This window comes from Kutzneria chonburiensis, from assembly GCF_028622115.1.
Classification (GTDB): Bacteria; Actinomycetota; Actinomycetes; order Mycobacteriales; family Pseudonocardiaceae; genus Kutzneria; species Kutzneria chonburiensis.
This window is the reverse complement of record NZ_CP097263.1, coordinates 1,817,096-1,837,776: the sequence shown is the minus strand read 5'-3', so window position 1 is coordinate 1,837,776 and position 20,681 is coordinate 1,817,096. Positions and strand designations below refer to the sequence as shown.

The window sequence follows — 20,681 nt, the reverse complement described above, 5'->3', positions numbered from 1 at the left end:
CGGGCTGGGTCGGCGTGGTCACGCCCTTCAGCCCGAAGCCGGGCGCGCGGTGCGCGTCCAGGTCGCGCAGGCCGACCGGCTCCTTGGCCTCGATCGGCTTCAGCAGCCGCACCAGGAACTCGAAGTCGCCGGCCGGGCTCGTGGCGAACTGCCAGCGGTGGTAGTACGGCAGCCGGCCGGACGCCGGCATGCCCGCGACGCCCCAGCTCGGGGTCGTCGACAGGATGTTCCCCGGCTCGATGCCCAGCCCGGCCCGCCGGCCGGTCTCGAACGCGGGCACCAGGAACGCGTGATACGTGGTGGTGGGCTTGAGGTGTCGTGGGCACATCAGCCGGGAGCAGGCGCTGTCCGGCGCGTTGCGCAGCACCTGCCCGAGGTTGGCCAGTGCCGTGCCCATGCCCGTGCTGTCGTCGACGGCGAGCGGGGCGTCCAGCGCGCCGTTGACGTGGACGTGCGCGAACGCACCCAGCTCACTCGGCGACTGCAAGGCGTCCGGCGCGGTGACGGTGATGAACGGCAGCGGCCCGTCGCCCGCGCCGCCTTCCTCGAACTCCGCCGGGTTCGACTCGTCACCGGCGGCGAGCACCACGAGCGCGAGCCAGGGGGCGAGCCGCCGGGTGGCGGTGTCCGGCGCCGCCGGGCTGTACCGCCACGCGAAGTCCTCTTCGTAGAACTCGATGTGCGCCAGGTAGTTCGGCTCGAAGTTGGTGGTGAACGGCCGCGGCTCCATCCGCGAGATCTCGCGCGGGTCGACGCCGATGACGTCGCCGGGGCCGTAGAGCTGCACGGGCTGCTCGATCAGCTTGTGCGGCGCCGTGGCGCCGGCCGTGAGCGCGTCGCCGGTCAGCTCGAGCTGGACCGGGATGGTCGCGCGCCCCACCCCGGGCGGGCCGGCGATCTTGGTCGTGAGCCCGGTCCGCAGCCAGGGCAGGAAGGAGTAGGCGCCGTCGGTCACGTGCCGCTTCGCTCGGCCGACGCGGTGAGCTCCACGGCTGCGGCGGCCGCGGCCAACCCGGTGCGGGTGACGCCGCCGACGACGAGCACCTTCGTGCCGGACGCCGCGGCGGCGAACGCCAACCGGCCCTCGCCGAGCCCCGCGAACGTGGTCCAGGCGCCGGCCGTGAACTGGATCGCGCCCCGATAACCGGACTCGTTGTCGACGTGGTCGGCTCCGCCGACCACCAGCACCGTTCCCGCGCCCAGGGCGACCGCACGGTGGAACGCCCGCCCGGCCGGCATCGCGGGCGCGTCCTGCCAGACGCCCGTCGCCAGGTCGTACGTCTCGGCCGTGGCGCGGGCGAAGGGATCGAAGCCCCCGTCGTCGTTCGCGCCGGGGGCGCGCCCGCCCGCGACCAGGACGGTGGTGGCGGACAGCGCGGTCGCGGAGTGCGCGCTGCGCGGGTGGTGCATGCTTCCGGTCGGCGTCCAGGTCCCGGTCGCCGTGTCGTAGAGCTCGCAGAAGGCGAGGTCCGCGCCGCCGCCGGCGCCGACCGGCACCGTGCCGCCACAGACCAGCACCTTCTGCCCGTCCTGCAACGAGATCGCGGTGTGGCCGGTGCGGGCGTCGGCCATGTCGTGCGCGACCGGCTGCCACGTCCCGTCGGCGGGATTGAACAGCTCCGCCGAACGCAGGGCCATCACCCCGCCGCCCGGCCGCGGCCCGCTGCCGCCCGCCACGAGGACGAGCCCGTTCGACAGCGTGGTGGCGCTGTGCCCGAAGCGGGGAGTCGTCATGTCGTGCGCGGTCGGCTGCCAGCTGTTCGCGGCCGGGTCGTAGATTTCGGCCGTGCCGAGCAGGGCGGCGGCCGCGCTGCTGACGCCGCCGGTGACCAGCACCTTCCCACCGGGCAGCAGCGCCAGCGCGTGCAGCTGCCGGGCGGTGCCGAGCAGGGCGGTCGTCGACCACTTGTCCTGGGCGAAGTCGTAGACCGCGCTCTGGCGCAGGCCCGCACCGGTCGCGTCCGCGCCGCCGGCAACGAGGAACTTCGCGCCATCCAGGGCCACGGCGTTGTCGTGTTGGCCACGCCAGCACGCGGCGACGGCGTAGTCGGATGCGGTCGACCACGTGGCGGCCGCGAGAACGGTGGTCATGGTGTGGCTCCCCTCGGGTCACGGCAGGTAGGTCTCGGCGGTCGTGGCGAGCTGGTCGCCGTCCGGCGCGGCCGGTCCGGTCAAAGCACGGCCGCCCACGACGAGCACACGACCGTCGGCCAGGTCCACGGCCGGGAAGTCCCAGCGGCCGGCCGCCAGGGCGCCGGTCGGCGTCCACGAACCGGTGGCCGGGTCGAAGGCCAGGACGGTCGGGAACCCAGCGGTGGCATGGGGACGGCCGACACCGCCGACAACGACGGCACCACGGGGCGTGCGGACACACCGGTGCCCGCTGCGGCCGCCGCCGGGCAGGTCGTCGACCCGCGTCCAGACACCGGTCTTCGGGTCGTACACCTCGGCCGTGGCCAGGCTGTCGAGCCGATACGGGATGGCCGGCACGGCGTCGCCGCCGGTGACCAGCACCCGGCCGTCGGGCAGCAGCGTCGTCTGATGGCCCTTGCGCGGCACGGTAAGGCTGCCGGTCGGGGACCACGTCCCCGTGGCGGGGTCGTACAGCTCGCAGGACGCGAGCGCCCGCTCCGACTCACCGGTCGGCACGGCGCCGCCGACGACCAGGACCTTGCCCGTGCCGAGGACCACGGCACCGTGCCCGGTCCGCGCCTCGATCATCGACCCGACCGTGGTCCAGGTCAGGGTCGCCGGGTCGAGCAGTTCGGCGGACGCGAGCGCGGCACCACGGCCGCTCGTGCCGCCGGCGACCAGCAGCCGCTTGCCGGCGAGCACGGCCGAGTGCCTCGATCGGGCGGTCGCGAGCCCGTTCGCCGGGGTCGTCCACGTGCCGGCTGCCGGATCGAACACCTCGACGCCGGCCAGCGAGCCCCCGTCAGCAGCGAGCCCGCCCGCGACGACGACCCGGCCGTCACCGAGCTTCGTGGTGGAGTGCCGCCGGCGGGCCGTCGCGAGCGCGGCCTGGGCCGCCCACGTCCGTGCGATCGGGTCGAACACGGCTGCCGATGCCACCGCCGCACCGGTGGCATCGGCGCCGCCCGCAACAAGGATCCGGTTGGTGGTCAGGCGGACCGCGTCGGTGTCCGCAACGGCGACCGGCGGCGAGCCGGCAGCCGACCAGACACCGGACTGGGCAAGCACACCGCCGACCACTTCGGCCTGCCGCAGGACGTGCAGCTGACCGGCCAGCGTCGGGTCCGCGTGGATCCAGTCGGCCATCGCGTCCTCGGCGGTCGCCGCGCTGCGGAAGCTCGACGTCGTGGCACTCGCGGTCGCCGGCGGGAACGCCTGCTGGTTGTTACGCAGGTAGGCGACCACGTACCGGCTGCCGGCGACCTGCACGGTTTCGTCGGCGGCGAAAGGCTGTCGCTGCCGGGCCTCCTGCTGGGACAGCGCCGACCTCGCCGTGCTGCTGCCGGCCAGGAGCTGCCCGAACACGGCGGGCGGTGGCGTGTACAGGCGCGGGGCGCGCCGGGCGGTCGCCCGCACGGCCGTGATGCGCACGGCGGCCGGCTGCGACGGGGCCTCGCTGTCGATGACGTGCAGCTCGTAGCGGGCGCTGCGCCGCACCACTCGCGGCGAGGCGATCGCGCCGCCGGCGGCCACCAGCTCCAGCCCGGCGTCCTGGGTCTCGTACGCGGGACGGGACAGCTTCGCCGCGTCGGACATGTCCTGGAACTGGGCCATGGCGAACTTGTCGCCGACGTCCGACTGCCGCACCAGCCCGCTGTTCTGCGCCGGGGCGACGGTGAACCGCTTGCCGTCGCTCGGACGCTGCGCGCCTACCCGGTCGATGCGGACGCCGAGCGGGATGGCCCGCTGGTGGATGGCCAGCGTGCCGAGCGGGTGCAGCACCAGGTCGTCGCCGGGCGGCAGGTGCCGGAGCGTGACCATCGGGTTGAACCCGCCGGCCGGCAGCCTGGTCTGCCAGCCCTCCGTCTTGCGGACCTCGGCCTCCAGCAGCGCAAGTACCGCGACCGGTGGCAGTGTGGTGGTCCGCGCCTCGCCCCAGGTGATGTCGAAGTCGGCGGAGATGTCGAAGAACAGCAGGGAGATCGAGCCGCGGCCGTGCGCCCGCCACGGCGCGGGACCTTCCAGCGTGAAGTCCAGGTCGATGCCGAACATGCCGACGCCGAACGCCTTCAACGAGACCCCGGCGGACACGTGCACGACGAAGGAGAACGGGGAGAAGCGGAACAGCGCGTCGAAGGCGAGGTGACCCTCGATGCCGAAGTCGCTGAAACCCAGCCGCAGCTCGGCCTTCGCGCCGAACTGGACGGTGTTGCTGGTGACGGCCAGATACCCGGACACGCGGATCAGCCGGCCCGGCGCGTTGAGGATGTCGACGGAGATCCGTGGCGGCACCGGGAACGGCAGCGGCGGCGGCGTGTAGGCCGGGTGGAACCCGCCTACCGACAGCACGAAGTCGGGGTTGTCGCCCCAGACCACGAGCAGGCCCATGCCGCCCTCGATGGTCATGGACAGGACCCGCGAGTCGAAGAGCTTGGCGAAGAACCACAGCCTCGACCGGTCGACCTCCAGCGCGCCGACGAAGCTCACCCGCAACACCAGCAGCGCGACGTCCTCGCTGGGCAGCACGCATTCGAGCAGGCCGAGCACCGCGATGTTGCCGGGCGGGATCTCGACGATCACCCCGAGGGACACGCTGATCAGCGTCGGCGTGCCCCAGCCGATCTTGGCCATCGGGCCGACGAGGAACGTGCCGTCCTCGGGCGGGAAGAACTTCCGCAGGTCGCTGAGGATCCGCGGCGCGTTGGCGATCACGTCCTGGGGGAACATCACCGACTGGATCGACCCGGTCACGACGCCCTCGACCAGCGCGTCCAGGTCCATCCGGCGGTTGAGCCCGAGGATGCCGCCGACGCCGAGCAGGGTGAACCCGAAGCCGAGCTGGATGCCGCTGCCGAACTCGGCGGTCAGCACGATCAGCAGGGAGAATCCCCTGCTGCCGTCCGGCATCCGGGTGGTGATCAGCCCGATCGCCTTGACGTCGATGAAGCCGGCGAACTCCAGCTCCAGCGCGCCCGCGTACTCGCCGCGTGCCTCGTCGAAGGACAGGAACCCGCCGCCGGCCACGATCCCGGCGTCGACTGCCAGCCCGACACCGGTCGGCGGCTTGAACCGGAACGCGAGGTCGGCCACGCCGAGGTTGCCGCCGCCGTCGGGGAAGGTCAGGTCGGCGATCAGCCCGACCCGGTCGACGGCCGCGCTGATCGGGCCGAGGCTTGCGTTGAACGCGCCGGAGACCTCGATCGGCACCGAGCCGTCCGCGCCGAGCGCGGCGCCGAGGTGCAGCGCGGTGATCTCGATCGGCCCCACCGCCACATGCAGCGGCAGTTCGAGGTCGAGCCCGCCGCTGCCCTCCAGCCGCAGCCCGGTCGACGGCGACCAGGTCCCGATGATCGCGAAGTTCGACTCGATCTTCGCGCCGTCCGCGATGGTGCCGATGAAGCCGTCGGCGCCGGACAGGTCGATGAGCACGTGCCCGCCGCTCAGCTCCACGCGTGCGGACGGCTCCACAGTGATGTGGCCACCCGTGTCGGCGGTCGCCCGCAGCCCGACGTCGATGGCGAATCGGCCGACCTCCAGGCGCGAGGAACCCGTCTGGCCGATCAGCACGATAGGCACGCCGGCTCGCTCGGCGAGCACGCCGGCGCTCAGGTCCACTTCCAGCGCGCCGGTCGGCGGCGTCAGCTCGACGTCGAACGGCGGCTGGACGCTGGCGTCCAGTCCGAACTCGAAACGCGACGCGACCGCGAGGGTCAGCTTCCACAGCGAGCCGACCGGGATGGTCAGCAGGACGTCCTCTTTCGCCGGCACCCGCAGCCGTGCCGTGAGTGCGGGCGGGCTCGTGGCCGGGTCGACGCTCAGCCGGAACAGGTACGCCTCGAGCACCGGCGGCGCGCCCGGTGGCGTGAGCAGCACGAAGTCCATGTCGCGCCCGGCAAGCAGCTCGGAGACCCGCGGCCACAGCAGCGACCCGTCGAAACCGGGCGTCCCGAAGCCGAACGTGTCGCGCAGCCAGCGGGCCGGGTCCGTCAGGATGGTGAGGAAGCGATCGATGCGCAGCCGCCGGCGGCGCCCCGACACCGTCTCCGGGTCTTCGGGATCGCTCACCGTGCTGTCGTCCACGACCCCGAGCAGTGCGAGCAACTCGGTGGCAGCGCGGCCTTTGCTCTCGATGTACGAGATCACCGCGAGCTCGACGAGCCGCTGGGGCATCTGCGCCGCGTCGGCCAGCAGACGGGTGCGCTGCGCCGCGGTCAGGCCGGTGGCGCCGTTCACCGCCGCGGTCAGCGCGGGCGCCAGTGCGTCGATCGCGGTGAACGTCTCCGTGATGCCACGCAGCAGGGCCAGTCCTTCTTGGACGATCGCCGCGTCGTCGCCGTCGGTGATGGCCTGCGTGAGCTGGACGATGATCGGCGCGGCGGCGCCGACCTGCCGGACGACGGTGGCGAGGGCGTCGCCGGCCGCGCCGAGACCGTTCGGCAGCCGGAACCCGAGGTCGGCGAAGAACGCGTCACGCTTGTCCGCGGCGAGATTCTGTTGCAGCGGCAGCAAAGCGTTGGCGATCTCCCGGGCAAGCACCTCCAGGGTGCCCGCGCCGCTCACCGGCCGGCCCCGTAGCTCAGCGCGACCTCGTCGAGCCGGTCGAGGCTGGCGCCCGGCCACAGTCGGACGAAGTCGGCGAACCGCGCGATGTCGGCGCGCAGCCGTGGGCCGGCGAACCGGTCGAGCACCGCGACGAACCCGGCGATCAGCTCGGCCACGTCGTGACCGTCGATCACCTCGGGCAGCAGCGTGTTGCTCGGCGCGGGGCCGTGCAGCAGGCGACGCACCAGCTGCGGTCCGCCGCGCCGCCGCCAAACCACAAGCACCCTGCGGTTCTCGTTGACCAGCCGCAGCACCTCGTCGACGTGCTCGCTCACCAGCGACGCGAACAACTGCAAGCCGGGACGGGAGCCGAAGCGCCGTTGCAGGTCGGCGAGGCGGGACCGGAACGTGTGCGGCGTAAGGCCGATGTCCTCGGGGGCGTACGCCAGCGGCCGCGCTCCGGCGGCGCCACCGCTCGCGGCGACGCCCGTGAAGACCGGAATGCCGGCCAGCGCCACCGCGGCGTTGACCTTGCCCGAGCCCCAGATGTGGTTGCCGCGGATGTGGGTCGCCGGGTCGATCTCCGGCGGCGCCTCGTCGGCCGGGATGCCGTCGATCCGGCCCGACTGCTGAAGGTGCGCGCGGGCCTGTTCGAAGGTCAGCGTCCGGTTCTTCTCGAACATCAGCGCCACCAGACCGGCGATGTGCGGCGACGCCATGCTGGTGCCGTTCTTGTCGATCACCAACTGGTCGCAGCAGGACGAGTTCTCGTGCGCGTCGTCGCGGCTGCGCGGGGCCGCCACCGAGACACCGGGGGCCGCGATCGTCGGCTTGATCTCGCCGGCCGGGACGACGGGCTGGGTCGGCGCGCCCCGCGAGGACGACTCGGCGAGATCCCCGCCCCGGTCGTCGTAGCTGGCGACGGTGATGGCGTTGCGCGAGGTGCCCGGCGAGGCGATGGTGTTCAGCCGCCGCCGCTCGACCCGATCCGACTCCGACGGCAGACGGAACGTCGGGAAGCTGTCGGCGTGCTTGGTCTGGCACCACGCGTTCCAGACGGCCGGAGTCGCGGTCGTGTTGGTCAGCTTCAGCTGCCACACCCCGTTGCGGACCGTCTGGTTCGCCGGCACCGAGATCGTGACCATGATCTGCCGCATGGCGCTGTGCGCCGGCTGCGGCGCGGAGGACATGACGTTCAGCGTCATCCCGCCGATATTGCGGTTCACCGTGGCACCACCGGGCACGATGACGCCGGTCGTGTTCGTGCCGCCGCGCGCGGAATCGGGCGGCGCGACGATCTCGACGTTCAGCGACGCACCGCCGGAGTACCAGAGGTCGAGCGTGTCCGGCGTCTTCGAATCCGCCGGCACGAAGAAGGGAACGGTGACGGACGCGTTGGCCGGGACCGTGCCGGCCTCGTGTATCTCGTCGCGGCCCGCGTTGCCCGCCGCCACCACGATGGCGATGCCGGCCGGCGGGCCGGCCGCGGGGCGCAGGATCTCGTTGACGACCCCGTCCAGGGTGTCGGTGCCGTCGTGCGGACCGAGGTCGGCGCCGAAGCTACAGTTGATCACGACCGGGCGCGCGACCGGCGGATTCCCCACCGGGTTCCTGGCGCCGGCCTGGGCACACCACCGGATGGCATCCGCCAGCTTGGCGTCCGGCACCCCGACCGCCTTCACGATGACCAGATCGGCGTCCGGCGCAACCCCGGTGTAGGTGCCGGGGCCGCTGCACTTGTCGGTCTGGCTGCCGTCCCCGGCGGCAATGCCCGCGACGTGGGTGCCGTGGCCGTCCTTGTCGACGCTCGCAAACGGCGGCCCGGCGGCGATGCCCGCGTTGATGTCGGCGGCCGAGTAGAGCCGGCCCTTCTGCTGGAACCCGACCGGTGGCGGCGAGCCGCCGGTCGTCGCGCTCTGGTCCCACAACTCCAGAATTCGGGTCGACCCGTCGGCGTCCTCGTCGCGGAAGGAATCGTGGAAGACGTCGATGCCGGTGTCGATCACCGCGACGATCACGTGGAGGCCCTGCCCCGGCCACGGCGTCGACGGCGGCACCTTCCACGGCACCCGCATTTCCTTGACCGTGTTGTCGAGTAACGGCCGCACCTCCGGCACGAGCGCGACGGATTCGACTCCCGCCACCGCGCCGAATCGTTCCAGGTCGGCCAGCGCGATACTTCCCGAAACCGTTCCGCCCTGGTCGTAGCCGGTGTCGAGGCCCGCCTCCCGCAACGCCTCGATGTCGCCGGAGTACCGCACGATCACCGGGACACGCCGACCCGCGAGCTCCGATTCGCTCAGCCGGGGATGACGTCCCTCGGCGGCGTAACCGAGTTCGGTCCGCCACACCGCCAACGCGTGCTGTAATGCGGGTTCCAGTGCCATGGCATCCATTCCCCCAGACGCACATTACGTCGACGACGACGGTCAGCCACCTCATCGTGACACCACCGCTCACCGGGTGACCACCCCCGTCGAACCCGCTATCTGGATGCGCCGTTCCGCGTAAACACTTGCGACGGGGCAGCCGCCGAGCAGCGCGTGGCTCACGGCGATGACCGGGCGATGACCGCGCCGGCGCAGGATACAGTCGGCCTCGGCCGCCCGGGAGCGCATGTGTGGATTGCTGGAATATTGGCAGGAAAAATTGTTTGACGCTCACCCACTTCGACCTGGAGTGACTCCACCGACACATTCCGTGCACTTCGTTTATCCTGCTGCCCAAGTTTTCACAGGATAGGGGTTGTCGCATTCGAGTGAGGGGGCCACCGCTTTCGAGTGCCGTTCGAGTGTCGTGCTACTGACGTGCTAGAGCGCGCACGTAGGGTCGCCCGGAACGGGTGGGGACATGGGGGGATCTGGATGGCCCGGCGACCGGGGGATCGCGGTTTTCGCGGCCAATTACGAGGGGGAATGCTGAGGTGCAGGTCTCTGTGCTCGGATCTTTTCAGGTGGTGCACCGCGGTGTGATCATCACGCCGTCGGCGCCGAAGCTGCGGCAGGTGCTCGCCCTGCTGTCGGTGAGCGCGAACAAGGTCATCGGCATCGACCAGATCATCGACGAACTGTGGGCGGAGCGACCGCCGGTCAGTGCCATGACGACCCTGCAGACCTATGTCTACCAATTGAGGAAGGTGTTCAGGACAAGCGGTGACGACAGCCCGGTGCTGACCACGAGGCCCGGCGGCTACCTGCTCAGGCTGGCCGCGAACTCGGTGGACGCGCACGTGTTCGAGCAGCTCGCCGAGCGTGGCCGGCTCGAACTCGGCGCGGGAAACGTGGAGTCGGCGGCCGAGACGCTGCGCGCCGCACTGCGCGGCTACCGCGGGCAGATGCTGCGCGACGTGCCGGTCGGTCGGCTCCTGCATTCGGAGACCGTGCGGCTCGAAGAGCTGCGCAAGAGCGTGCTGGAGCTGCGTATCGCCGCCGACCTTCAGCTCGGCCGGCACCACGAGCTGATCGGCGAACTCACCAATCTGGTCGCGCTGCATCCCACGCACGAGGGTTTCCAGGCGAATCTGATGCAGGCCCTCTACACCGCGGGCCGCCGGTCCGAGTCGCTACAGGTCTACCAGCGCGCCCGGGACGCGCTGGCCAGGGAACTCGGTCTGGAACCGTCCGCCGTGCTGCAACAGCTCCAGCGGGACGTGCTGTCGGCCGCCCCGTCGCTGGACACGCGCCCGGCGGCCGGGCTCGCCGCACGGACCGGAAAGGCCGTCGAGCCGCCGGCCCAGTTGCCCGCGAACGTGCCCAGCGTGATCGGCCGGGACGCCGACGAGGCGGATCTGCGCGAGGCGTTGACGGCCGCGCCGAGTGCGACGCCGCCGGTCATGCTGGTCAGCGGACCGCCCGGCATCGGCAAGACGACGCTCTGCGTGCACAGCGCCCACGGCGTCCGCGCCAGTTTCCCGGACGGCCAGTTCTACGCGCGCCTACAGTCGACGTCGGGCGCGCCGGTCGATCCGAGCGACGTGCTGGCCGATTTCCTGCGGGCCACCGGGATGCCGCGCGACGGGTTGGCCGGGGATCTCGACGAGCGCGGCCGGCTGTTCCGCAGTTGGACCGCGCACCGCAGGGTGCTGGTCGTGCTCGACGACGTGGTCGACGCGGGGCAGCTGGCTCCCCTGCTGCCCACCGGTTCCCGCTGCGCCACCCTGGCCACGACGCGCTGCCGGATGTTCGCGCCGTCGGCGACCGGCCTGGTCGACCTGCGGCCGCTCGGCGAAGCTGACGCCCTCGCGCTGCTCGTCGCCGAGTTGGGCAACGACCGCGTGGTGCGGGAGATCGCTGACGCGCAGAACCTGGTGCAGCTGTGCGGTGGCAGCCCACAGGTGCTGCATGCCGCCGCGACCATGCTCCGCGTTCGCTTACACTGGCCGATCCGGCGGCTGGTTCGACGGCTGGCCAACGACGACGCGTCGGCCCGCGAGCGGCTGGTCGGCGAACTGGGCATCGGCGGGTCGGTCCACGCGACCTGCCTGCTGCTGCCGCCGGCCGCGCGGGCCGCCTTCCCGGCGCTGGCCGGCGCCGCCGCCGAACCACTCTCGTCGGCACAGGCGGCCACCGTTCTCGGTGTCGACGAGCAGGCCGCCGAGTCGATTCTGGAGAGCCTGGTCGAGTTCCAGCTCGCGGATGTCGCACCGCCGGGTGACGTCGAGGACGACAGGTTCCGCTACGGGTTCTCGCCGCTGGTCCGGCTGGTCGCCGCCGGCCGCCTGGAACCGGCCCTGGTGTGCCTGGACGGGGTCTGAGGCCGGCACACCGCGAGCATCGTGGCGAGGCCGTCGGTCTGGACCCGGGACCGCCCCCGGGCCCGCCCGAGGCCGAGCTCGTACGCGTCGAGGCGCTGCCAGTCCGCCCAGGTGACGTACTGGACGCCGCGGGCGTCGAGCAGGTCGGTGACCGCGTCGGGTTCGGGCTCGGTCGCCGACAGGGCCGGGCCGTCGGCGAGGAGTTGACGGACCGTCTCGGCGGCGTCGGACTTGTTGCTGCCGATCACGCCGGTCGGGCCGCGTTTGAGCCAGCCGGCGACGTACACGGCGGGAACCGCGACCCCGGCGTGGTCCACCACGCTGCCCATCCGGTTCGGCAGGATGCCGGCGACCTCGTCGAAGGGGAGCCCCGGGATCGGCCGCCCGCGGTAGCCGATGGCTCGAACCACCGCCTGCACCGGCAGCGGCCGGGCGTCGGCGAAGTGCAGTGCCTCGACGGCGGCGGAGCCGACAACGGCAACGGGCCGTCGCCAGAAGGCGAAGTGGATCCGCCGCCGCGCGTCGCCCCGTGGCCGTCGCGACCACTCGTGCAGCAGCGCCACGTTCCCGCGCGTCCGCCGGTCCGCCGGTGGCGGGACATCGGCGAGCTCGGCCGGGTCGACGATCACGTCAACGTCCTCGAGCGTGCCGATCTCACGCAGCTCGGCAACGGTGAACTTGACCTGTGCGGGTCCACGTCGAGCCACCACGTGCACGTCGGTGACCGCGCGGCGGCGGAGGTCGGCGAGCACGCGGTCGGGAACCTCGCTGTCGCCCAGCCGGTCGGCGCCGGCCACGAGGACCCGGGCGACGTCCAGCGCCACGTTGCCGGCCCCGACTACGGCGACCGCCTTGGCCGCCAGCACCCCGCACGGCGGCCGGACGACGCTGGGATGCGCGTTGTACCAGGCCACCAGTTCGGTCGCGGAACAGCTGCCGGGCAGGTCCTCCCCCGGCACGCCGAGGCGGCGGTTGTCGTCCGCGCCGGTCGCGTAGACCACCACGTCGTAGTGCGCCTTGAGGTCGGCCAGATGCACGTCGACGCCGTGCGTGACGTTGCCGAGGAAGCGCACCGCCGGATGCTCCAGCGTGCGGCGCAGCGCGTCGGCGATGCTTCGGGTCTTCGGGTGGTCCGGCGCGACCCCGTACCGGACGAGTCCGTACGGGGTCGGCAGCCGGTCCAGCACGTCGATCGACACCGGCGTGCCGGACCGGACCAGCGCCTCCGCGGTGTAGACACCGGCCGGCCCCGCGCCGACCACCGCGACCCGCAGTGGCCGGCCCATCAGGACCTCCGCACGGGCCGCCGGCCGGCCAGCGCCCGGCGTCCATAAGCCGTGCGCCCCCACGGTTTGAAGATCGACAGCAGCGTGGTGGCGAGCAGCGCGAGCAGCATCACCACGTTGCCCGAGATGACGCTCTCCGCGATCCGCTCCACGTCGGCGGCCGGATTGGCCAGCGTGGCCTCCAGTGCGGTCTTCACGTTCTGCGCGATGTAGGCGTAGGCGAAGACCATCGCGCCGACCGTGAGCAGCAGCTTGATGACCACCCACCAGTGGTGCAGGACCCGCCACTTGCTGTACAGCGCGACCACCAGGCCGGTGATCAGGGCGCCGAGGCTGCCCGGAATCATGATCGCCGTGTCGCTGAGGTGCATCAGCTCGTACGCCGCCGGCCGCAGTGGCGTGCCGGCGCTGGTCATCGCGACGATGCCCATCACCAGCATCGCGTAGCCGCCGCCGAACCAGCCCACCGACACCGCGACATGCGCCAGCAGCCAGGCCTTGCGGGCCGGCGGCTTCATCTGCCAGGTCAGTCTTCGCCCGCGGGTCGCGACGACCGCGGTCGTCGTGTGCTCGGACATCTGGGTCCTCCCTCGTCGTCCCGCGTCCAGCACACCGCGGACCACCGCCGGGCGAATCACGGCCAACTCCCCTTCCGGGGTATAGCCAGCTGTACTGCGCGCGGCGTGAGACCTCGTAAGCTGCCGGTGATGGGCGAGGGTGGGATGACGTGGCGCTCGCCGCGGCTGCTGAGAACCTCCGTGCCGTGGCGGGGGTGGCTGTACGTCGCGACCGGGGCGCCGCTCGGTCTGGTCACGCTGGCGGTGACGCTGGTGCTGACCGGGCTCGGCGTGCTGTTGTCGCCGGTCGCCGTCGGACTGGCGATGCTCGTCTCGGTGGGACTCGCCGGTCTGCCCGTCGGCGCAGTCGAGCGTCGACGACTGCGGCTGCTGGGCGATGCGGTGGCGCCGAGTCCGCATCGGCCGCTGCCCCGTGTGGACGTGCGGTCCTGGGTGCGCACCAGATTGCGGGAGACCGTGACCTGGCGCGAGCTCGGCTACACCATGCTGCTGGCCACGGGGTTGTGGCCGCTGGACTACGTGACCGCCGCGGTGCCGCTGGTCCTGCTGGTGTTCGTCGCGTCCCCGCTGCTGTACGCGCTGTTCGCCGGTCCCGGTGGCCTTGTCGTCCTCGGCGTCGACCTGCCGACACCTGGATCGGCACTGATCTCGGCCGCGGTGGCCGCTCCCCTGCTCGTGCTCAGCGCGTATCTGGTCGCCGCCGTCTCCGCGCTGCATGCCGCGTTGGCTCGGATGTTGTTGGTGAGCAACGAAACCGACGACCGGGTGATGGAACTGGTGCGTTCCAGTGGGCGGATGCTCGACGCATTCGACGCCGAGCGACGGCGTATCGAGCGCGACCTCCACGACGGCACGCAGCAGCGACTGGTCGCACTGGCCGTGATGTTGGACATGGCGCGGATGCGCGCGGGCGACACGCCCGAACTGGCCGAGATGTTGACCCGGGCGCACGGCGAGGCCACCACCACGCTGGCCGAACTTCGCGAGCTCGTGCAAGGCATCCATCCACACGTGCTGACCGAGCGCGGCCTGCCGGCGGCCGTTGCCGAGCTGGTGACCCGCTCTCCGCTGACGGTCGACGTCCGGATGCGGATCGCCGGCCGGCTGCCATCCGCGGTGGAGAGCACGGCCTTCTTCGCGGTCAGCGAGGCGCTGTCCAACATCGCCAAGCACGCCGACGCGGACCGCGCCTGGGTGGACGGCAGGACCAACGGCAGCGTGCTGACGGTCGAGATCGGCGACACCGGACGCGGCGGCGTGGATCCGGCGAAGGGCAGCGGCGTGCGCGGCCTGGCCGACCGGGTCGCCGCGGTCGGCGGACGGGTCAAGCTGTCCAGTCCGCGCGGCGGCCCGACGGTGCTGTGCGTGGAGATCCCCTGCGGGCCGGAGGGCCGGTGATGCGGATCGTGCTCGCGGAGGATTCCGGGCTGCTGCGGGAAAGTCTGGTGTCCCTGCTCTCGCACTTCGGGCACGACGTGCTCGCCGCGGTCGGCACGGCGGCCGAGCTGATCACCGTGGTGCGCCGGGACCGGCCGGACGTCGTGGTGACCGATGTACGGATGCCGCCGGGCTTCACCAACGAGGGGCTGCGCGCCGCCATCCAGCTGCGCGGCGACCATCCGACGCTGCCGGTGCTGGTGCTCAGCCAGCACACCGACACCGAGTCGCTGACCGAGCTGCTGGCCACCGGCGGCGCCGGTGTCGGGTACCTGCTCAAGGACCGCGTCGCCAACGGGGAACGGTTCGTCGCCGCCGTGCGGGAGGTCGCGGGCGGCGGCACCGTGATCGACCAGGACATCGTGCGGCGGCTGATCGCCCACCGGCGGGATCCGCTCGGCGAGCTCAGCAACCGCGAGATGGACGTGCTGCGCCTGATGGCCGAGGGGCACTCCAACGCCGGGATCGGCCAGGCGCTGGTCATCTCCGAGGTGACCGTGTCCAAGCACATCGGCGCCGTCTTCGCCAAACTGGGGCTGCACGCGGACGATGCCGGCCACCGCCGGGTGCTCGCCGTGCTCGCCTATCTGCGCGGCCAGACCCGCTGACTGCGCCGTCTTCGAAGCCGTTTCGAGTGCGGCCTCCCACCCTGTCCGCCTCACACGATCCGCGGGAGGCAGAGCGCACATGGCAGGTATCACGGGCTGGGTGGACTACCGCCGCGACGTCGGTCAGGACCTGACGACAGCCAGGCGGATGACGGCGACGCTGGCGACAAGGGGCCCGGACGACGAGCAGCTGTGGGCGGCGACGCACGCCGTCCTCGGTCATCGAAGGCTTGCGGCCGCTGACAGACGGCCGCAGCCGGCGGTGGCGAACGAGCGGGACCGCACCGTCGCGCTGACCTTCGACGGCGAGCTGGTCAACCGGGACGAACTGCGGGCCCGGCTCACTCCGGTCGGCGACGGCGATGCCGGGCTGGTGTTGGCCGCCTACCTCGAATGGGGCGAGGAGTGCGTCGAGCAGCTCAGCGGCAGCTTCGCGTTCGGCGTCTGGGACGACGCGCGCGAGGAGCTGCTGCTGGCGCGGGACCACGTCGGCCTGAGGCCGCTGTACTACTACCCGACCCAGTCCGGCGTGTTGTTCGCGTCGGAGCCCAAGGCGCTGTTGGCGCACCCCGTCGTCGACACGGTGGTCGACATGGACGGGCTGCGCGAGGTGCTGTCCTTCGCCGGCACGCCGGGCGAGGCCGTCTACCGGGGCATGCGCAAGGCGCTGCCCGGCGAGTTGATCCGAGTCAGCAGGGCCGGCCTGACCACCCGGCGGTACTGGCAGCTGACGGGCGCCCCGCACACCCACGACCTCGACACCACGGTGGCCACGATCCGGGGCATGCTCACGGATTCGATCAGCCGCCGGATCGACACCGAGCCGGGCTTCAGCATCATGCTGTCCGGCGGCCTCGACTCCAGCCTGGTCACCGCGCTGGCCATGCGGGAACTGCGGCGGCGCGGCGCGCCGGCGGCGCGCACGCTGGCCGTGGACTTCCGTGAGCACGCTCGCAACGCTCAGCGCAGCGGCACCGACGACGGCACCTTCGCCGCCGAGATGGCCGCGCACATCGGCACCGACCACCGGGACATCCAACTGGACCGGGCCGAGCTGCTCGGCCCGATCACCAGGGCCGCCGCGCTGCGGTCCTATCCCGACCTGCCCTGCCCGGTCGGCGAGATGACGACCGCGCTGTACGTGTTCTTCCGCGCGGTGGCGGCGGAGAGCTCGGTGACCATGATGGGCGAGTGGGCCGACACGCTGTTCGGGGCATACCTGCGGATGGAGGATCCGGCGGTGGTCGCGCGGCAGACCCTGCCATGGGTCGCGTCCGGACAGCTGCACGTGCGCAGCACCGGACTGGGCTCGGGGTTGTTCGACCAGACCCTGCTCAAGCAGCTCGACCTGCCGGGCTACTGCGCCGACCGCTACCACGACGAGATCGCCCAGATGCCGCCCGGTGTCGAGGAGTCCGCGCACGACCGCCGGATGCGCGAGATCAGCTACCTGTACCTGCGCGGCTGGATGGAAATGGGGCTGGCCCAGGACGACGGCCTGACCTCGGCGCACGGACTGCGGTTCCGGGCCCCGTTCGCCGACCCGAAGCTGATGCAGTACGTGTTCAACATCCCGTGGTCGATGAAGAATCTCGGCGGCAAGACCAAGGGCCTGCTGCGCAAGGTCGCCGACGGGTTGGTGCCGGCGTCCATTCTGGACCGTCCGAAGAACCCGTTCCCGTCGACGCCGGACACCGCGCACGCCCGGCTGCTGCGCGACGAGATGACCGCGCTGCTGGCCGATCCGCACGCCCCGGTGCTGCCGCTGATCGACACCACCGCGGCGCGGGCGGCCATCTCCGACGTCGACCAGCTCGCGACCGGCTGGCAGGGCCGTGGTGACGTGGAGATGGTGCTCCAGGTCAACACCTGGCTGGCCGGCTACCGTCCCCGGCTGGAGCTGTGAGCATGTTCCCGGTACTCGTGCCGATCGTGTTGCTGGCCAACGGGTTGGCGGCCGGCGTGCTGCTCTGGTCGGTGATCGGCGGGGTGCCGATGCTGCGCTGGCTGCCGGCCGCCCGCTACGTCGAGACGGAACAGTTCTGGGGCAACCGGTTCGAGCCCTTCCAACCGATCTGCGTCGTGCTGACGGCGGCCGGCGACATCGCGCTGGCGATCATCGCCGGCCTGCCCGCCGGGCCGCTGTTCGGCACGGCCGGCATGCTCGCGGTCAAGGTGCTGCTGGTGTCGCTGACCCGCAACGTGCCGATCAAGCGGTGGGTGATGTCGCTGGATCCGGGCCGCCTGCCCGCGGACTGGGAACAGCGTGATCCCCGGGCGCGCTGGGCGAAATGGAACCTGGTCAGGTCCTCGCTCGCCGTCGCGGCGTTCGTGCTCAACCTGGTCGCGGTGGCGACGACGCTGCACTGACGCGCATCGATCCGGCCCCTGCCGACGCGGCGGGGGCCGGATCGACGTGCGTTCAGCGCTTGCGGCCGATCACCGCCGTCTCCAGACCGTCCACAAGGGACAGTTGTGACAGGTCCGCGAAGCCGGCCTCGGCCAGCCAGGACCGGCACTGCGCGACCGTGTACTCCGAGCCGCCGGGGGTGACCAGCAGCAGGTTCAGGCAGCCGAGCAGGCACACCGAGTTCTCCCGGCGGTCGTCGTCGATCATCCGGTCGTACACCACCACCGCGCCACCGGGCCGAACCGCCTGGTACGCCTGCCTGATCAGCTCCCGGCGCTGCTGCTCGTCCCAGTCGTGCAGGATATGGCCGAAGATCAGCACGTCGGCCTCGGGCAGCGGCTCGCCGAAGAAGTCGCCGACGAGGAACCGGGTCCGGTCGGCGATGCCGTGCGCGGCGGTGTGCTCCTCGAACAGCGGCCGCAGCTCGGGCATGTCGAAGACGGCCCCGTGCAGTTCGGGATGGTCGGCCAGCAGGTACGTCAGCAGGTTGCCGCGGGCGCCGCCGACGTCGAGCACCGTGCGGAACGAGGACCAGTCCAGGTGGGCGCTCAGCTCGGGGCCGATCTGGTTGGTGATCGCGTCCATCGCGGCGATGAAGGCCCGCCGCTGGTCGAGGTCGGCGTACAGCTTCCGGAAGTAGTCCTGGCCGTCCGAGCCGATGTGCGGCTTGCCGGTCCGCAGGCTCTCGGTCAGCCCGCCCCACGCCACGAACAGCCGCCTGCTGGCCTGGCGCATCCAGCCGCCGAGATAGCCGGGCTTGCCCTCGTCCAGGTAGGCGTCGCTGGCCGGTGTGTTGCGGTACCGGCCGTCCTCGCGGTCCAGCACGCCCAGTGACACCAGCGAGTCCAGGAAATCCCGGGACGACCGGGAGTGCAGGCCGAGCCGCTCGCGCAGCTGCGGTTCGCTCGCCGGGCCGGCCGCCAACTCGGTGAACAGGCCCATCTCCACCGCCGTCAGCAGCGTCTTGGACGCCCAGAACGCGGTGCCGAGCTCGATCAGCGGGCGCGGGCTCACCGTTGTCGTGGTCAGCATGCCGCTCCTTCCTTTGTGGACACTCGCCACCGCAGTGGCAGGGACAGTGGCCGTGCGAACGCGGTTCCGGTGCGCCAGGCCAGTTCTTGCGGCTCGACGGCGAGGGAGAACTCGCCGAGCCGACGCAGCAGTGTTTCCAGCACCACCTGGAGCTCGACCCGGCCGAGCTGCGCGCCGAGGCAGTGGTGGACGCCGTGTCCGAAGGCCACGTGCGGATTGCGCTCGCGGTCGAGGTCCAACCGGTCGGGTTGGGCGAACACCGTGTCGTCCCGGTTGGCCGAGTTGATGCACGGCAGCACCGCCTCGCCGGGCTGGATCGTGACGTCGCCGACCCGCACCGGTTCGGTGGCGATCCGGACCGGGCCGACCCCGCCGCCGGCCTGCGAGTACCGCAGCAGCTCCTCGATCGCGACGGGCAGCCGGGCCGGATCCGCGGCCAGCCGCGCGACGGCGTCCGGCATGCTCACCAGGTTGAGCACCGCGTGGGCGATCTCGGCCGAGGTCGCGTGGTAGCCGGCGACCAGCATCGTCTGACCGAACGCGAGCAGTTCCTCGGTGCTCAGCGCGTCGTCCTCGTCGCGGGCCTCGACCAGGCTGGTGAGCAGGTCGTCGGCCGGGTTGCGCTGCTTGTGGGCGACCAGTTCGGCGAGGTAGCCGCGCAGCTGCCCGACCGCCGACCGGATCTGCTCCGGGGTGTGCGCGGTGAAGCTGAGCATCACTTCGGTCCAGTCCCGGAACACCGCGCGATCCCGTTCCGGCACGCCGAGCAGCTGGCAGATCACCGTGATCGGCAGCGGCTCGGCGACGTGCTCGATCAGGTCGCCGGGCGGGCCCTGCTCGAGCATCCGGCCGACCATCTGGTCGGCGAGCTCGGCGATCCTCGGGCGCAGCCGCTCGATCTGTCTGGTGGTGAACGCGTTGGCGACCAGCCGGCGCAGCCTGGTGTGCTCGGGCGGGTCCATCACGAAGATCGACTTGGAGCCGGTGGCGATCGGCAGGATCTTCGGCGCGCCCGGCGCGGTGATCGCCTGCCGGCTCAGCCGGCCGTCGGCGAACACCGTGCGGACGTCCTCGTAGCGGGTCACCAGCCACACGCGGTGCCCGTTGGGCAGGGTGGCCCGCGCCACCGGCTCGTCGGCCCGCAGCGCGGCGTATTCCGCCGGCGGATCGAGGGGATGCGAACTGTGGAAGGGAAAGGTGAATTCGGCCGGCTCACGCGGCATCGGCTGCTCCTTCTCGACTACTTGCTCCGGCGTCGGGCAGGGTCGGCACGGCCGCTAGAGACCGGCTCGGCTCGCGCTCGACACCGGCGCGGCCGGTTCGTCGAGCGCCTTTCGAGGCCGCCGCGAGCCGTCGTCCGCACCGTCTGCACGCCATTGCCGAGAAGGGAAGTGGAACCCGTGAAGCCAGATCTCGACCGCAGGTCCATGCTGCGGATGTCGACGGCCTTCGGTCTGCTCGGGGCGGCCGGCGCAAGCGCGGCCGCGCTCGCACCGGCGGCCACCGCGAGTGCCCGCCAGGAGCCGACCGACGGCGCCAGACCGGCCTACCAGATCACCGGGCCGTGGGAGGTGACCCTGACCATCCAGGAGATCCAGCGGGTGGAGCGCACCCTGTGGGGAGTGTTCGCCGACGGCATGTTCCTGCACTCCAGCAGCAGCGGCACGCCGGGAGTCGGCCGGTGGAGGCGCACCGGGCCGAACGCCTTCACGATCAGCTTCCGGGACTTCCTGCTCAGCGTGGACAACGAGATCGAGTCCGAGCTCCGGGTGCGGATGAACGCCACCTTCACCTCGCCGGACACCGTCTCGGTGACCGCGGTCGCGACCGTGTTCAACTTGGCCGGCACGCAGATCGGCACGTTCCACTCGGCCGGCACCGGCACCCGTTTCGACGACTGAG

13 protein-coding genes are annotated in these 20,681 nt (G+C 71.9%); 6 read left to right on the top strand and 7 right to left on the bottom strand.

The genetic code is table 11. The features are described from left to right. Positions 1-951: 951 nt before the first annotated feature. Genes M3Q35_RS08455 through M3Q35_RS08445 form a run of 3 tightly spaced genes read right to left on the bottom strand, consistent with a single transcriptional unit; the run spans position 952 to position 9,062 of the window. Complete coding sequence (locus M3Q35_RS08455; RefSeq protein WP_273941102.1) at positions 952-2,091, bottom strand: Kelch repeat-containing protein; 1,140 nt, start codon at positions 2,089-2,091, stop codon at positions 952-954. Positions 2,092-2,109: 18 nt separating this feature from the next. Next, positions 2,110-6,693 carry a DUF6603 domain-containing protein gene (locus M3Q35_RS08450; protein ID WP_273941101.1) on the bottom strand — a complete coding sequence of 1,528 codons (4,584 nt, stop codon included), beginning with the start codon at positions 6,691-6,693 and terminating at the stop codon, positions 2,110-2,112. Beyond that, the gene (locus tag M3Q35_RS08445; protein ID WP_273941100.1) at positions 6,690-9,062 is read right to left on the bottom strand and encodes a S8 family serine peptidase; all 2,373 of its coding nucleotides are present in this window, start codon (positions 9,060-9,062) and stop codon (positions 6,690-6,692) included. Before M3Q35_RS08445 ends, M3Q35_RS08450 begins: the two co-directional genes overlap by 4 nt. 548 nt (positions 9,063-9,610) lie before the next feature. Between M3Q35_RS08445 and M3Q35_RS08440 the strand changes: the two genes are divergently transcribed. Continuing rightward, positions 9,611-11,428 (top strand): AfsR/SARP family transcriptional regulator, encoded by a 1,818-nt coding sequence (locus tag M3Q35_RS08440; RefSeq protein ID WP_273941099.1) that lies wholly within the window; start codon positions 9,611-9,613, stop codon positions 11,426-11,428. Here M3Q35_RS08440 and M3Q35_RS08435 read toward each other — a convergent pair. Both M3Q35_RS08435 and M3Q35_RS08430 read right to left on the bottom strand, forming a co-directional pair. After that, on the bottom strand, positions 11,350-12,714 hold the full coding sequence (locus tag M3Q35_RS08435) for an FAD-dependent oxidoreductase (protein ID WP_273941098.1): 1,365 nt from the start codon (positions 12,712-12,714) through the stop codon (positions 11,350-11,352). The two genes, M3Q35_RS08440 and M3Q35_RS08435, sit on opposite strands and share 79 nt — an antisense overlap. Beyond that, positions 12,714-13,292: a hypothetical protein gene (locus tag M3Q35_RS08430; RefSeq protein ID WP_273941097.1), complete on the bottom strand. Its 579-nt coding sequence runs from the start codon at positions 13,290-13,292 to the stop codon at positions 12,714-12,716. The genes M3Q35_RS08435 and M3Q35_RS08430 overlap by 1 nt, the downstream gene beginning before the upstream one ends. 129 nt (positions 13,293-13,421) lie before the next feature. Here M3Q35_RS08430 and M3Q35_RS08425 point away from each other — a divergent pair, with 129 nt between their 5' ends. The 4 genes from M3Q35_RS08425 (at position 13,422) to M3Q35_RS08410 (ending at position 17,707) form a co-directional block, all read left to right on the top strand. Then, positions 13,422-14,690 carry a sensor histidine kinase gene (locus M3Q35_RS08425; protein ID WP_273941096.1) on the top strand — a complete coding sequence of 423 codons (1,269 nt, stop codon included), beginning with the start codon at positions 13,422-13,424 and terminating at the stop codon, positions 14,688-14,690. Next, positions 14,690-15,337: a response regulator transcription factor gene (locus M3Q35_RS08420; protein ID WP_273941095.1), complete on the top strand. Its 648-nt coding sequence runs from the start codon at positions 14,690-14,692 to the stop codon at positions 15,335-15,337. The genes M3Q35_RS08425 and M3Q35_RS08420 overlap by 1 nt, the downstream gene beginning before the upstream one ends. 79 nt (positions 15,338-15,416) lie before the next feature. Next, positions 15,417-17,243 (top strand): asparagine synthase (glutamine-hydrolyzing), encoded by a 1,827-nt coding sequence (gene asnB, locus M3Q35_RS08415; protein ID WP_273941094.1) that lies wholly within the window; start codon positions 15,417-15,419, stop codon positions 17,241-17,243. 2 nt (positions 17,244-17,245) lie between these two features. Further along, entirely contained in the window at positions 17,246-17,707 is a 462-nt protein-coding gene (locus M3Q35_RS08410; protein ID WP_273941093.1) for a DUF1772 domain-containing protein, read from the top strand. Positions 17,708-17,759: 52 nt separating this feature from the next. Here M3Q35_RS08410 and M3Q35_RS08405 read toward each other — a convergent pair whose 3' ends face one another. Continuing rightward, positions 17,760-18,779 (bottom strand): methyltransferase, encoded by a 1,020-nt coding sequence (locus tag M3Q35_RS08405; RefSeq protein ID WP_273941092.1) that lies wholly within the window; start codon positions 18,777-18,779, stop codon positions 17,760-17,762. Then, positions 18,773-20,002: a cytochrome P450 gene (locus M3Q35_RS08400; protein ID WP_273941091.1), complete on the bottom strand. Its 1,230-nt coding sequence runs from the start codon at positions 20,000-20,002 to the stop codon at positions 18,773-18,775. The genes M3Q35_RS08405 and M3Q35_RS08400 overlap by 7 nt, the downstream gene beginning before the upstream one ends. Before the next feature lie 177 nt (positions 20,003-20,179). On the opposite strand from M3Q35_RS08400, the gene M3Q35_RS08395 reads away from it, so the two are divergent. Next, complete coding sequence (locus tag M3Q35_RS08395) at positions 20,180-20,680, top strand: hypothetical protein (protein WP_273941090.1); 501 nt, start codon at positions 20,180-20,182, stop codon at positions 20,678-20,680. The last annotated feature ends 1 nt before the right edge of the window (position 20,681 follow it).

Coding starts and splice junctions, on each gene's coding strand:
- M3Q35_RS08425 (WP_273941096.1), top strand. CDS start 13,422: ATGGGCGAGGGTGGGATGACGTGGCGCTCGCCGCGGCTGCTGAGAACC.
- asnB (WP_273941094.1), top strand. CDS start 15,417: ATGGCAGGTATCACGGGCTGGGTGGACTACCGCCGCGACGTCGGTCAG.
- M3Q35_RS08405 (WP_273941092.1), bottom strand. CDS start 18,779: ATGCTGACCACGACAACGGTGAGCCCGCGCCCGCTGATCGAGCTCGGC.
- M3Q35_RS08445 (WP_273941100.1), bottom strand. CDS start 9,062: ATGGCACTGGAACCCGCATTACAGCACGCGTTGGCGGTGTGGCGGACC.
- M3Q35_RS08455 (WP_273941102.1), bottom strand. CDS start 2,091: ATGACCACCGTTCTCGCGGCCGCCACGTGGTCGACCGCATCCGACTAC.
- M3Q35_RS08430 (WP_273941097.1), bottom strand. CDS start 13,292: ATGTCCGAGCACACGACGACCGCGGTCGTCGCGACCCGCGGGCGAAGA.
- M3Q35_RS08420 (WP_273941095.1), top strand. CDS start 14,690: ATGCGGATCGTGCTCGCGGAGGATTCCGGGCTGCTGCGGGAAAGTCTG.
- M3Q35_RS08435 (WP_273941098.1), bottom strand. CDS start 12,714: ATGGGCCGGCCACTGCGGGTCGCGGTGGTCGGCGCGGGGCCGGCCGGT.
- M3Q35_RS08400 (WP_273941091.1), bottom strand. CDS start 20,002: ATGCCGCGTGAGCCGGCCGAATTCACCTTTCCCTTCCACAGTTCGCAT.
- M3Q35_RS08410 (WP_273941093.1), top strand. CDS start 17,246: ATGTTCCCGGTACTCGTGCCGATCGTGTTGCTGGCCAACGGGTTGGCG.